We start from the raw sequence: 13,248 nt of genomic DNA, 5'->3' as shown, positions 1-13,248 counted from the left end.
ACTGCAAGGAGCCGCACCTGTGAGCAGTGCCGACGACCAGACCACCACGACCAGCAGCGAGCTGCGCGCCGACATCCGCCGGCTGGGTGATCTCCTGGGCGAGACCCTCGTACGGCAGGAAGGACCCGAGCTCCTCGAGCTGGTCGAGAAGGTCCGCCGCCTCACCCGCGAGGACGGCGAGGCCGCCGCCGAGCTGCTGCGCGGCACCGAACTGGAGACCGCCGCCAAGCTGGTGCGCGCCTTCTCCACCTACTTCCACCTCGCCAACGTCACCGAGCAGGTGCACCGCGGCCGCGAACTGCGCACCCGGCGAGCCGCCGAGGGCGGCCTGCTCGCCCGGACGGCGGACCGCCTGAAGGACGCCGACCCCGAACACCTCAGGCAGACCGTCCAGCACCTGAACGTTCGCCCCGTGTTCACCGCACACCCCACCGAGGCCGCGCGCCGCTCGGTGCTGAACAAGCTCCGGCGCATCGCCGCGCTCCTGGAGACCCCCGTCCAGGGCTCCGACCGCCGCCGCCACGACGTCCGCCTCGCCGAGAACATCGACCTCGTCTGGCAGACCGACGAGCTGCGCGTCGTACGCCCCGAGCCCGCCGACGAGGCCCGCAACGCCATCTACTACCTCGACGAACTGCACGCCGAGGCCGTCGGCGACGTCCTGGAGGACCTGACGGCCGAACTGGAACGGGTCGGCGTCAAGCTCCCCGACGACACCCGCCCCCTCACCTTCGGCACCTGGATCGGCGGCGACCGCGACGGCAACCCCAACGTCACCCCCCAGGTCACCTGGGACGTCCTCATCCTCCAGCACGAACACGGCATCAACGACGCCCTGGAGATGATCGACGAACTGCGCGGACTGCTCTCCAACTCCATCCGCTACACCGGCGCCACCGAAGAGCTCCTCACGTCCCTGCAGACCGACCTCGACCTGCTCCCCGAGATCAGCCCCCGCTACAAGCGCCTCAACGCCGAGGAGCCCTACCGGCTCAAGGCCACCTGCATCCGGCAGAAGCTGGAGAACACCAAGCAGCGCCTCGCCAAGGGCATCCCGCACGAGGTGGGCCGCGACTACCTCGGCACCAGCGAACTGCTCGCCGACCTCAGGATCATCCAGGCCTCCCTGCGCGAGCACCGCGGCGGCCTCCTCGCCGACGGCCGCCTCGCCCGCACCATCCGCACCATGGCCGCCTTCGGCCTCCAGCTCGCCACCATGGACGTCCGCGAACACGCCGACGCCCACCACCACGCCCTCGGCCAGCTCTTCGACCGCCTCGGCGAGGAGTCCTGGCGCTACGCCGACATGCCCCGCGAGTACCGCGCCAAGCTCCTCGCCAAGGAGCTCAGGTCCCGCCGGCCGCTCGCCCCCACCCCGGCACCCGTCGACGCGGCCGGGCAGAAGACCCTCGGCGTCTTCGAGACCGTCAAGAAGGCCCTGGAGGTCTTCGGCCCCGAGGTCGTCGAGTCCTACATCATCTCCATGTGCCAGGGCGCCGACGACGTCTTCGCCGCCGCCGTCCTCGCCCGCGAGGCCGGCCTGATGGACCTCCACGCCGGCTGGGCGAAGATCGGCATCGTCCCCCTGCTGGAGACCACCGACGAGCTGCGCGCCGCCGACACCATCCTCGAGGACATGCTCTCCGACCCCTCCTACCGGCGCCTGGTCGCGCTGCGCGGAGACGTCCAGGAGGTCATGCTCGGCTACTCCGACTCCTCCAAGTTCGGCGGCATCACCACCAGCCAGTGGGAGATCCACCGCGCCCAGCGCCGGCTGCGCGACGTCGCCCACCGCTACGGCGTCCGGCTCAGGCTCTTCCACGGCCGCGGCGGCACCGTCGGCCGCGGCGGCGGCCCCTCCCACGACGCCATCCTCGCCCAGCCCTGGGGCACCCTCGAAGGCGAGATCAAGGTCACCGAACAGGGCGAGGTCATCTCCGACAAGTACCTCATCCCCTCCCTGGCCCGGGAGAACCTGGAACTCACCGTCGCCGCCACCCTCCAGGCATCCGCCCTGCACACCGCACCCCGCCAGTCCGACGAGGCCCTCGCCCGCTGGGACGCCGCCATGGACGTCGTCTCCGACGCCGCCCACGCCGCCTACCGGCGCTTCGTCGAGGACCCGGACCTGCCGACGTACTTCCTCGCATCGACGCCGGTGGACCAGCTCGCCGAGCTGCACCTGGGCTCGCGGCCCTCCCGCCGCCCCGGCTCGGGCGTCTCGCTCGACGGTCTGCGCGCCATCCCGTGGGTGTTCGGCTGGACCCAGTCCCGGCAGATCGTGCCCGGCTGGTTCGGCGTCGGATCCGGACTGAAGGCCCTGCGCGAGGCCGGCCTGGACACCGTCCTCGACGAGATGCACCAGCAGTGGCACTTCTTCCGGAACTTCATCTCCAACGTCGAGATGACCCTCGCCAAGACCGACCTCAGGATCGCCCAGCACTACGTCGACACCCTCGTCCCCGACGACCTCAAGCACGTCTTCGACACCATCAAGGCCGAACACGAGCTGACCGTCCGCGAGGTGCTGCGCGTCACCGGCGAGCAGGAACTGCTCGACGCCCAGCCCGTCCTCAAGCAGACCTTCGCCATCCGCGACGCCTACCTGGACCCCATCTCCTACCTCCAGGTCACCCTGCTCAAGCGCCAGCGCGACGCGGCGGCGGCCGGCGTCACCCCCGACCCGCTGCTCTCCCGCGCCCTGCTCCTCACCGTCAACGGCGTGGCGGCAGGCCTGCGCAACACCGGCTGACCGCCACGACACGACACGACGGTGCCCCCGAGGTCGTACGACTCCGGGGGCACCGCCCTTTCCGGCCCAGGTCAGCCGCGTGCCCTGCGGCGCCGCACCACCAGGTGGCCGCCCGCACCGACCAGCACGGCCGCCGCACCCGCCAGCGCACCCACCGGAACGCCGTTGCCGGTCTCGGCGAGACCACCACCACCGCCCGGCGCGGACGGCGAGGACGACGCGACGGGGGCCGACGCGGACGACGAGGGCGACGAACCGGGGGCCGGCGCGGACGACGACGCAGAGGCGGACGACGACGCGGACGCCGACGGCGCAGGAGACGCGCTCGACGTCGCGGAGGACGACGGAGCCGACGACGGCGTACCGCCACCGGAGCCCTGGCAGTCCGTCCAGAACACCTTGTGCTTGGCCGCCCCCTTCTCGCCGTCGAAGTTCCAGAACAGCTTGTAGTGCCCGTCGGGCAGCGTCATGTCCCCGGTACGGCCATGGCCGTCGCCGTCCAGGGACAGGGCACCCGACTTCACCGTCGTGCCCTTCGTCCCACCGGTCGGGGCCCACACCTCGATGCGCCAGTCGACCTGCTGGCCGCCGTCGAAGTGGAACGCATCCAGATAGAACGAGCACACGTGCGGCTGATCGCGCTCGTCGTACTCGCCCGTCGAGGACTTGTGGATCTTCACATCGCCGTAGTCACCGGGCGGAGCGGCATGCGCGGCGGGCGCGAGGAACAGCGCCGCCGACAGACCGGCGGACACCGCGCCGGTACGGATGAGGGTACGCATGGGGCTGATCCATCTTCGAGTGGCCTACGGGGAAGACGTGGAGGGGGCGGCCCAGCTTCCAACCACGCCTGACCCGCGGTCAATCACGAAGACACAACGGTCACCGACCACCACCGGCGCCCTGACTCACGAACCCGCGGTCACCGCCAGAAAAGCGCCCGTCAGCAACCCGAGCCCGCACCCCGCCAGCACCCACGCCACCCGCGTCAGCCGCATCCCGCCGGCCACCACCACCGACGCCAGCAGCAACGCCCCGCCCAACGGCACCCACGCATACAGGATCCCCGCCGGGCCCGACCGCACCGCGTCCGCCGTACCCGGCTTCAGCACCACGTCGTACGTCCGCCCCTCACGCACCGCCACCGGCTGCGAGATCTCCACCCGCGCACGAGCCCGCGCCCCCGCCGACGTCGGCGAGAACGGACCACTGCACACATCCTTCGCACAGGTGGTCACCCGCACCGTGCCCTGCTCCCGCCCCTTGGACAGCATCACGTGCTGCGCGGTCCCCCAGGAACCCCACACCCCGGCGAACAGGATCAACGCGGCGACCGCACCCATCGCCGCGACCCGCCCCAACCGCAACGCGGTCACGGAGGCCTGGCGAGCAGTACTGGCTGTGGCAGGCATGGCCGGGATCATTGGCCATACCCGCAACCGCGGTCAACCTCGCTGTCCGCCGAAGAAGCACATGTCAGGAGTTGTACGCGCTCTGCGCCCGCTCCAGACCCTCGATCACCAGACACTCCACCGCGTCCGCCGCACGGTCCACGAAGTAGTCCAGCTCCTTGCGCTCCGCCGACGAGAAGTCCTTCAGCACGAAGTCCGCCACCTGCATACGACCCGGAGGCCGCCCGATCCCGAACCGCACCCGGTGATAGTCCGAACCCATCGCCTTCGTCATCGACTTCAGACCGTTGTGCCCGTTGTCCCCACCGCCCAGCTTCAGCCGCAGCGTGCCATGGTCGATGTCCAGCTCGTCGTGCACGGCCACGATGTTCGCCACCGGCACCTTGTAGAAGTCCCGCAGCGCGTTCACCGGACCACCGGACAGATTCATGTACGACATCGGCTTCGCCAGGATCACCCGCCGGCTCGCCGGCCCCACCGGACCGATCCGCCCCTCCAGCACCTGCGCCTGAGCCTTGCCCGCCCGCTTGAACTTCCCCCCCAACCGCTCCGCGAGCAGGTCCACCACCATGAAACCGACGTTGTGCCGGTTCATGGCGTACTCCGGCCCGGGATTCCCGAGCCCGACGATCAGCCAGGGATCACTGCTGACGGGGGTGGTCACGTCCATGACTCCTTGATACGCGCCAGCCGCCGCTCCCCGCGAGGGAAACGGCGGCTGAACCGGATGATGACGAAGCGAGGATCAGGCCTCGGCGACCTCTTCGCCCTCGGCGGCCTCTTCACCCTCGGTCTCCTCGGCCTGCGCGGCCAGGACCTGCAGGACGACAGCGTCCTCCTCGACGGCCAGCGTGGTGCCCTTCGGAAGGGTGATGTCCTTCGCGAGGACGGACGCACCGGCCTCCAGACCCTCGACGGACACGGTCACGGACTCCGGGATGTGCGTGGCCTCGGCCTCGACCGGCAGCGCGTTCAGGACGTGCTCCAGCAGGTTGCCACCCGGGGCCAGCTCGCCCTCGGTGTGCACCGGGATCTCGACCGTGACCTTCTCGCCACGCTTGACCAGCAGCAGGTCCACGTGCTCCAGGAAGCCCTTCAGCGGGTCACGCTGCACGGCCTTCGGGATCGCCAGCTCGCTGGTCTTGCCGTCGATGTCCAGGGAGATCAGGACGTTCGGCGTACGCAGCGCCAGCAGCAGGTCGTGACCCGGCAGGGTCAGGTGCAGCGGCTCGGAACCGTGGCCGTAGAGAACAACCGGAACCTTGCTGTCACGGCGGATGCGACGGGCCGCACCCTTGCCGAACTCGGTACGGGTCTCGGCGGCGAGCTTCACCTCGGACATAGTGATCACTCCTCGTAGAACTCGGAACGGACGTGGTCACCCGGCCACGAACGGCCTGCTACGAAGAGCGCGTCGATAACGGACCGCCGTACTGCACGAGTACGGCCTCCCTCGCCGAGCAACTGCAGCAGTCTACTCGGAGGGGGAGGCCGCACCCAAAACGATCTTCAGCCGCCGCTAGCGCAGGCGGCGCAGAAACCTCACTGCTCGTCGAACAGGCTCGTCACCGAACCATCCTCGAACACCTCACGCACCGCACTCGCGATCGTCGGAGCGATCGACAGCACCTTGATCTTGTCCAGATCCCGCCCCAGCTCCGCCGGCGTCGGCAGCGTGTTCGTGAACACGAACTCACTCACCCGCGAGTTCTTCAACCGGTCAGCAGCCGGACCCGACAGCACACCGTGCGTGGCCGTCACGATGACATCCTCCGCACCATGCGCGAACAGCGCATCAGCCGCGGCACAGATCGTCCCACCCGTGTCGATCATGTCATCGACCAGGACACACACCCGGCCCTTGACCTCACCCACGACCTCGTGGACCGTGACCTGATTCGCCACGTCCTTGTCACGCCGCTTGTGCACGATCGCCAGCGGCGCACCCAGCCGGTCACACCAGCGGTCCGCCACCCGCACCCGCCCGGCATCCGGCGACACGACCGTCAGCTTGTCCCGGTCCACCTTCTCGCCCACATAGTCGGCAAGCAGCGGCAACGCGAACAGGTGATCCACCGGCCCGTCGAAGAAACCCTGGATCTGATCCGTGTGCAGATCCACCGTCAGGATCCGGTCCGCACCCGCCGTCTTCATCAGATCAGCGATCAGACGCGCCGAAATAGGTTCACGACCCCGGTGCTTCTTGTCCTGCCGCGCGTAACCGTAGAACGGCACAATCACCGTGATCGAACGAGCCGACGCACGCTTCAACGCGTCGATCATGATCAACTGCTCCATGATCCACTGATTGATCGGAGCCGTGTGGCTCTGGATCACAAAGCAGTCCGCACCACGCGCCGACTCCTGGTAACGGACATAGATCTCACCGTTCGCGAAGTCGAAGGCCTTCGTCGGGACAACCCCGACACCCAACTGCTGGGCGACCTCCTCGGCAAGCTCGGGGTGGGCGCGGCCGGAGAAGAACATCAACTTCTTCTCGCCGGTCGTCTTGATCCCGGTCACAGCACAGTCTCCTCAGAGGTCGTCTCAGACCAGCCGGCTGCGTCTACGACCTCCCGTCTGGGCATGAGAGGCCGAACCAACTGGTAGGGGTGCGGGTGCACGTGTGCGGATGTGCACTTATCACGGTACGCCGTGTTTGACGTACCCGTTTCCCGTCAGTCCTCGCTCTCGCCCCTCCGGGACGCCGCCTCGGCCGCCCTCGCAGCCGCGCTCCCCGGACGCTTCCGAGCCACCCAACCCTCGATATTCCGCTGCTGGCCACGGGCCACGGCCAGCGAACCGGGCGGCACATCCTTCGTGATCACAGACCCGGCGGCGGTATAAGCACCGTCCCCGACCGTGACAGGAGCCACAAACATGTTGTCCGAACCCGTCTTGCAGTGCGACCCGACCGTGGTGTGGTGCTTCTCCTCACCGTCGTAGTTCACGAACACGCTCGCCGCCCCGATGTTCGTGTACTCACCGATCGTCGCGTCACCGACGTAGGACAGATGCGGAACCTTGGTGCCCTCGCCGATCGAGGCGTTCTTCGTCTCGACGTAGGTACCGATCTTGCCCTTGAGGCCCAGACGGGTACCGGGACGGAGGTACGCGTACGGCCCGACGCTCGCCTGCGGACCCACGACCGCCCCGTCCGACACCGTGTTGTCCACCCGCGCCCCGGCACCCACCTGCGTGTCCTTCAGCCGGCTGTTCGGCCCCACCTCCGCACCCTCACCGAGGTGCGTCGACCCGGAGAGCAGCGTGTTGGGGTGAACGACCGCGTCCCGCTCGAACGTGACGGTCACATCGACCCAGGTGGAGGCCGGGTCGACCACAGTGACCCCGTCGAGCATCGCGCGGGTCAGCAGCCGGTCGTTCAGAATCCGGCGCGCCTCGGCCAGCTGCACCCGGTTGTTGATCCCCGCGATCTCCCGGTGATCGCCGGCCACGGAGGCCCCGACCCGATGCCCGGCCTCACGCAGGATCCCGAGCACATCGGTGAGGTACTCCTCGCCCTGGCTGTTGTCCGTCCGCACCTTCTTCAGCGCGTCCGCCAGCAACTGCCCGTCGAACGCGAACACCCCACTGTTGATCTCCCGGATCGCCCGCTGGACCTCGGTCGCGTCCTTGTGCTCCACGATCGCCGTCACGGCACCGGTCGCGTCGTCACGGATGATCCGCCCGTACCCGGTGGCGTCCGGCACCTCGGCGGTGAGAACGGTCACGGCGTTGCCGTCGGCGGCGTGGGTGGTGGCGAGCTGCGTGAGCGTGTCCCCGGTCAGAAGGGGAGTGTCCCCGCACACCACCACGACGGTCCCGTCCACGGCCCCGCCCAGCTCCTCCAGACCCATGCGCACGGCATGCCCGGTCCCGTTCTGCTCCGCCTGCACGGCGGTCCTGGTGGCCGGGTCGATCTCGTTCAGGTGCGCGGCGACCTGCTCCCGGGCGTGCCCCACGACGACCACGAGATTCTGCGGGTCCAACTCACGGGCGGCGGCCAGCACATGGCCCACGAGGGAACGGCCGCAGATCTCGTGGAGGACCTTCGGTGTGGCCGACTTCATACGGGTGCCCTCACCCGCTGCGAGAACGACGACGGCTGCCGGGCGGATGGCGCTCACGGGGTTGCCCTTCGGCTGTGGGTGAGTGGGGATGACAGCCGCAGGATACCGGGGTGTTACTTGGGGGAGGTGAGAGCGGGCCCTGACGGGGGTGGTACCGGTCAGGACCCGAACTGAGCGTGTGCTCCCGGGGGAGGACTCGAACCCCCATGATCAGAACCAAAATCTGACGTCTTGCCCTTAGACGACCCGGGATTACCGCTATGTCCGATTTGCTAGATCGGCTGCAGCGACAGCCCCTACTATGCCGTACCAGGCGCCTTCGATGCGACGGTACAGCTCTGCGCTCTGTCGTACGGTGAGAGCCAGGCAGCCACGGTAGTTGTCCCCCGTGTTCTTGCGCACGGTTTTCGGGTTGTGCCGTTTCACGGTGGTCTTGCCGAAGGCGCTGGGGTCAGCCTGAACGACGCCCGCCCAATATCGCTCGGCGGCCTCGATGTCGGCCGACTCGTGGATCATCAAGTGGAACCTGATGCGCCCCCGCTCAACTTGGAGTAGGTCGAGCCAGGCGAGGGAGAGACGGATCACGTTCGGGTCGCTGTTGACGAGGGTGACTCGTTCGCGCCGTGCGTGGGGCTTGTCCTTGGTGCCCTCTGCCCAGTAGAGGGCGACGCCGGCGATGAGCAGCTCGCGGGTACTCATCATGCCGATCTCCCTTGCGGCGGCCGCTTTGGTCTGCTGCCTCTCCTCGTCCCTCACCGCCAGTTCGTGCTCCCACCTCTTGCGGGCCGCCAGCTTCGCCTGTCCGGTTGGCTCGTGTCGCTCCGGCTTCGGCAGATCCCGCACCCATAGCGAGATCGAGCTCTTCGAGCAGCCCAGCTCCGCCTGGATCTGGTCGTAGGTCCAGCCCTGGAGGCGTAGCTCCCGTGCCCTGTCCCGGAGGTCGTCCTTCGCGTTCGGGCGCTTGGTCCACTCGGGAGGCGGCTCGCCCTCCAGGAGGCGGTTGAGGATGTCGTTGTTGTCGACGTGCAGCCGGTCGCGGATCTGTCGTCGGCTGAGCCCCGCCCGCCGCAGGGCGACCGCTCGTTCCCGCAAGCCCTCAAAGTCGACGTATTTGCTGTGTGAATGTGCCGTGGGCATACCGTCCGGCCGGAATGAGGCGTTCCGGGGTCGAACGGGAGGGGTTCACCAGTTCGAGTGAAACCGGTGGGTTTCGAGGTCGGCCGGTTACGGAGTGTGGTGTGTGGAGGTCGGCGAAAGTCACCGGAAAAGGCGCACCGGTCGCCCGTAGGCTGGACGTATGACCATGACGGGGGAAGAGCACGCCAAGGGCCTGACCGGCCCGTGGTGGTGGACCAGGTGGCGTAGTGCGGTGCTCGACGGGAGTCTGGCGCTGGTGTCCGCCGTGGAGTGTGGTGCGGAGGGGGTTCCGTTCGCTCGGGACGCGGGGCTTCCGGTGGCGGTGGGGGTCGTTTTCGGGGTGATCGCCGGGTCGGTGCTGCTGGTGCGGCGGAAGTGGCCGATTGCCGTCGTGCTGGTCGCGATCGCGATCACGCCCGCGCAGATGGGGTTCCTGCTGGGGGTCGTCGGCCTGTACACGCTGGCCGCGTGCGAGGTGCCGAGGCGGGTCATCGGGGCGCTGGCGGGGATGTCGCTGGTGGGTACGGCGGTCGTGACGTTCGTGCGGGTGCGGCAGGACATGGCGCGGGGCGATCTGACGCTGGGTGACTGGTTCGTGCCGTTCGCGGCGGTGACGACGGCGCTGGGGCTGACGGCTCCGCCGGTGCTGCTGGGTTTGTACGTGGGGGCGCGGCGGCGGTTGATGGAGAGCCTCAGGGAGCGGGCGGCCAGTCTGGAGCGGGAGCTTCAGTTGCTCGCGGAGCGGGCGGAGGAGCGGGCCGAGTGGGCCAGGAACGAGGAGCGGACGCGGATCGCTCGTGAGATGCATGACGTGGTCGCGCATCGGGTGAGTTTGATGGTGGTGCATGCTGCGGCGCTTCAGGCGGTGGCCCGTAAGGATCCTGAGAAGGCGGTGCGGAATGCGGCGCTGGTGGGGGACATGGGGCGGCAGGCGTTGACCGAGTTGCGGGAGATGCTGGGGGTGCTGCGGGCGGGGGAGGATCCGGTCCGGCGTGCTGCGGGGGTGCCGTTGGTGGCGGTGCGGGAGGCGGCTGAGGCTGCGGCTTCGCGGGCTGTGGTGGAGGACGGGCCGTGTCTGTCGGAGTTGGAGGAGTTGCTCGGGCAGTCGGCGGCTGCGGGGATGGTGGTGGATTTGTCGGTGGAGGGGGAGGTGCGGTCGTATGCGGCGGAGGTGGAGCAGACGGCGTACCGGGTGGTGCAGGAGGCGTTGACGAACGTCCACAAGCATGCGGGGGGTGCGAAGACGCATGTGCGGCTCGCGCATCGGGTGTCGGAGATCGCGATGCAGGTGGAGAACGAGCCGCCGCCGGAGCCGGGGTCGGCGTCGGCGGCGGGGCTGCCGTCGGGTGGGAACGGTCTGGTGGGGATGCGGGAGCGGGTTGCGGCGCTGGGTGGTGTGTTTGTGTCGGGGCCGACGGATGCGGGGGGTTTCCGGGTGTCGGCGGTGATTCCGGCGGCGTAGGTCTGCGCTGGTGGTGTCAGCCGGCGGTGAGGCGTACGGGTGCGATGCCGGTGATGAGGGTGGCGAGGGCGTGGTCGATGTCGGGGCCGACGTACCAGTCGCCGGTGTGGTCGAGGGTGTAGACGCGGCCTTCGGTGTCGATGGCGAGGAGGGCGGCGGTGTCGGTCTCCTGGCCGAGGGGGCAGAGTTCGGTGGCGAGGGCGCGGCCGAGGTCGCCGAGGGTGCGGGCGTGGTGGAGGCCGTGGAGGGGGTCGAGGTGGAGGGTGGCGGGGGCGATCTGGCGGCCGGGGCCGTTGGGGTTGATGGTCAGGCCGCCGAATTCCGCCCAGGCTTCGACGGCGGCGGGGAAGACGGTGTGCCGGTGTCCGGCGGGTGAGGTGTGTTCGCGCAGGGTGTCGGCCCAGATTTCCGCCTGCTTTATGTCCCAGCGTCCGGGTTGCCAGCCGGCGGCGCGCAGGGCGGCGTCGACGAGTACGGGGAAGCGGGATGGGGGTCCCCCCGGTCGAGCGGAGTCGAGACTGGGGGAGGAGGTGCGGTCGGGGTGCATCTGCCCTTCGTTCGTCGTGCCTGTGGGGTGGTACTTCGGTTGACGGTGGTTTTCAGCCGTCGGTTGCCGTGGGGTCGACGATGCGGACGCCGAAGTGGGCGCTGAGGGCGGTGCAGGCGCGGCAGGGGGTGGCGAAGCTGCCGTGGAGGGGGTCGCCGTCCTCGCGTATGCGGCGGGCGGTGAGTTTGGCGTTCTTGAGGGCTTTGCGGGCGTCGCCGTTGGTCATGGGTTTGCGGGCGGCGCGTTTGCTGCGGGCGGCGTCGGCGGTGGTGAGGTGCCGGGAGATGAGGATGGTTTCGGCGCAGCGGCCGGTGAAGCGGTCGCGTTCGCCGCTGGTGAGGGTGTCGAGGAAGTCCTGGACGAGGGGGTGCAGGGGTGGGGGTTGGTCGCTGCGGGCGGCGGTGCCGGTGAGGGTGGCGCCGCGGACGGAGAGGGCGGCGGCGACGGTGGGCAGGATGCCGTCACGGCGGTGGTGGAGGGTGGGGGCGGGGGGTGTGTCGGTGCCGCTCCAGCCGATGCGTGGGTCGCCGGCCCGCACGTCGGTACCTCCGGTTCGCATGGTGTTCATGATCGTTTTTCCCCTCCCCGGGTGTTCCCCGGCATCCCCCGAAGGACACAGGGTGCCAAATGCCGTGGCCGGTGCGGAAGCTGGGGCGGTGCGACACGCCCGGGTCGGGGGGTGGTCGTCACGGTGGGGTGACGGCTGGTCACGGATGTGGGGGGTGGTTTCCGGGATGCGGAGGGGATGGTTCTCCCGGGACGTGGTGGGCCGGTGACCGGGGTTCGTGTACCGCATAGGCTGTCGGCATCCGCGATCGACACCGCCGTTTTTGAGGCCAGAGAGAACGCCGCAGGGGGCTACCGCCATGACGACAGGTCGGCTCGGGCAGCAAGCCGCGCCGCCGAACGCGGCCTATGCCGGGCAGGTCGTGCATTTTCCGGATCCGGTCCGGGCGGCGCGTCACCCGAGAGGGGTACGGGTCGATGAGCGTGGTTACCCGGATTTCTCTCCGTACGCGCGCGTGGCGGTGGAGATCGCCGAGCCGCCGGAGGGTTTCGGGGTCGACGAGTTGCGGCTGACGGATTTCGTGTCGGCGAACGCGGCGTTGGCGGCGGAGGGGCACGAGTTGTGGGACACGGTGCCGGATGTGGCGACGCCGCACGGCTGGACGTGGCATCACGTGGCGGGGACGCGGCGGCTGGAGTTGGTTCCGGTCGAGGTGAAGGCGTTGCTGCGGCATCACGGTGGGGTGGCGACGGCGGCGGTGGACCACGCCAAGCGGGGGACGCGGCCGTTGCAGGAGACGCGGCCGGCGCATTTCGGGCTGCCGAAGTCGGGTGTGGCGGTGTCGGAGGCGCAGGTGCAGGGGGTCGAGGAGGAACTCGGCTACCGGCTTCCGGGCGCGTACCGCTCGTTCTTGAAGGCGGCGGGCGGGTGTGCGCCGGTGGGTACGGCGCTGGACGCCGAGTTGGGGTTGTTGGTGGACCAGCCGTTCTTCACGGTGCGCGACGAGGCGGCCGTGAACGACCTGGTGTATGTCAACAAGTGTCTGCGCGACCATCTGACGAAGGATTACCTCGGGGTGGCGTTCGTGCAGGGCGGGTTGCTCGCGGTGAAGGTGAAGGGCGAGCGGCCCGGTTCGGTGTGGTTCTGCGCGTACGACGATGTGCGTGATGTGGATCCGTCGTGGTCGCCGGCGGAGCGGGTGGAGCGTCTGCTGCTGCCGTGCGGTGAGGATTTCGACGTCTTTCTGTCGCGGCTGGCGGGCAGTCCGCCGGAGTTGGAGACGGTGGCGAATCTGATGGTCGACGGCGGTTTCGCCCGTGTCGTTCCGGTGTCTTCCGGCCGGGTGGGGGAGTGAGCTTCA

At 69.2% G+C, this 13,248-nt stretch carries 12 protein-coding genes and 1 tRNA gene; 3 read left to right on the top strand and 10 right to left on the bottom strand.

The features are described from left to right. Positions 1–19: 19 nt before the first annotated feature. Positions 20–2,752, top strand: a complete 2,733-nt coding sequence (ppc, locus tag ACFYZB_RS05825) for a phosphoenolpyruvate carboxylase (RefSeq protein WP_388754785.1) — start codon at positions 20–22, stop codon at positions 2,750–2,752. Between the two features lie 71 nt (positions 2,753–2,823). Here ppc and ACFYZB_RS05820 read toward each other — a convergent pair whose 3' ends face one another. From ACFYZB_RS05820 to ACFYZB_RS05785, 8 genes are all read right to left on the bottom strand, one after another. After that, entirely contained in the window at positions 2,824–3,534 is a 711-nt protein-coding gene (locus ACFYZB_RS05820; protein ID WP_388754782.1) for a hypothetical protein, read from the bottom strand. A 126-nt stretch (positions 3,535–3,660) separates the two neighbouring features. After that, positions 3,661–4,176, bottom strand: a complete 516-nt coding sequence (locus ACFYZB_RS05815) for a hypothetical protein (RefSeq protein ID WP_388754780.1) — start codon at positions 4,174–4,176, stop codon at positions 3,661–3,663. A 52-nt stretch (positions 4,177–4,228) separates the two neighbouring features. Beyond that, positions 4,229–4,834, bottom strand: coding sequence for an aminoacyl-tRNA hydrolase (gene pth, locus ACFYZB_RS05810; protein ID WP_388754777.1), 606 nt, complete (start codon positions 4,832–4,834; stop codon positions 4,229–4,231). 75 nt (positions 4,835–4,909) lie between these two features. Continuing rightward, a complete protein-coding gene (locus tag ACFYZB_RS05805; RefSeq protein ID WP_388754775.1) occupies positions 4,910–5,506 on the bottom strand; it encodes a 50S ribosomal protein L25/general stress protein Ctc in 597 nt (198 codons plus the stop codon). 200 nt (positions 5,507–5,706) lie between these two features. Next, complete coding sequence (locus ACFYZB_RS05800; RefSeq protein ID WP_388754772.1) at positions 5,707–6,687, bottom strand: ribose-phosphate diphosphokinase; 981 nt, start codon at positions 6,685–6,687, stop codon at positions 5,707–5,709. Positions 6,688–6,842: 155 nt separating this feature from the next. Continuing rightward, positions 6,843–8,291, bottom strand: coding sequence for a bifunctional UDP-N-acetylglucosamine diphosphorylase/glucosamine-1-phosphate N-acetyltransferase GlmU (gene glmU, locus ACFYZB_RS05795; RefSeq protein ID WP_388754769.1), 1,449 nt, complete (start codon positions 8,289–8,291; stop codon positions 6,843–6,845). Positions 8,292–8,415: 124 nt separating this feature from the next. Further along, a tRNA-Gln gene (locus ACFYZB_RS05790) sits at positions 8,416–8,486 on the bottom strand. 6 nt (positions 8,487–8,492) lie between these two features. Then, positions 8,493–9,371, bottom strand: a complete 879-nt coding sequence (locus ACFYZB_RS05785; protein ID WP_388754766.1) for a hypothetical protein — start codon at positions 9,369–9,371, stop codon at positions 8,493–8,495. A 160-nt stretch (positions 9,372–9,531) separates the two neighbouring features. Between ACFYZB_RS05785 and ACFYZB_RS05780 the strand changes: the two genes are divergently transcribed. Next, on the top strand, positions 9,532–10,833 hold the full coding sequence (locus ACFYZB_RS05780) for a sensor histidine kinase (protein WP_388754764.1): 1,302 nt from the start codon (positions 9,532–9,534) through the stop codon (positions 10,831–10,833). 16 nt (positions 10,834–10,849) lie between these two features. On the opposite strand, the gene ACFYZB_RS05775 is transcribed toward ACFYZB_RS05780, so the two are convergent. Together ACFYZB_RS05775 and ACFYZB_RS05770 are read right to left on the bottom strand one after the other, a co-directional pair. Next, positions 10,850–11,380 (bottom strand): SUKH-3 domain-containing protein, encoded by a 531-nt coding sequence (locus ACFYZB_RS05775; protein WP_388754761.1) that lies wholly within the window; start codon positions 11,378–11,380, stop codon positions 10,850–10,852. A gap of 52 nt (positions 11,381–11,432) precedes the next feature. Beyond that, positions 11,433–11,948 (bottom strand): YwqJ-related putative deaminase, encoded by a 516-nt coding sequence (locus tag ACFYZB_RS05770; protein ID WP_388754758.1) that lies wholly within the window; start codon positions 11,946–11,948, stop codon positions 11,433–11,435. Between the two features lie 298 nt (positions 11,949–12,246). Here ACFYZB_RS05770 and ACFYZB_RS05765 point away from each other — a divergent pair, with 298 nt between their 5' ends. Then, entirely contained in the window at positions 12,247–13,242 is a 996-nt protein-coding gene (locus ACFYZB_RS05765) for an SMI1/KNR4 family protein (protein WP_388754755.1), read from the top strand. The last annotated feature ends 6 nt before the right edge of the window (positions 13,243–13,248 follow it).

The sequence above is a fragment of the Streptomyces sp. NPDC001852 genome, from assembly GCF_042891825.1.
GTDB lineage: Bacteria > Actinomycetota > Actinomycetes > Streptomycetales > Streptomycetaceae > Streptomyces.
The sequence above is the reverse complement of the archived record's forward strand: the minus strand, read 5'-3'. Positions and strand labels throughout refer to the sequence as shown.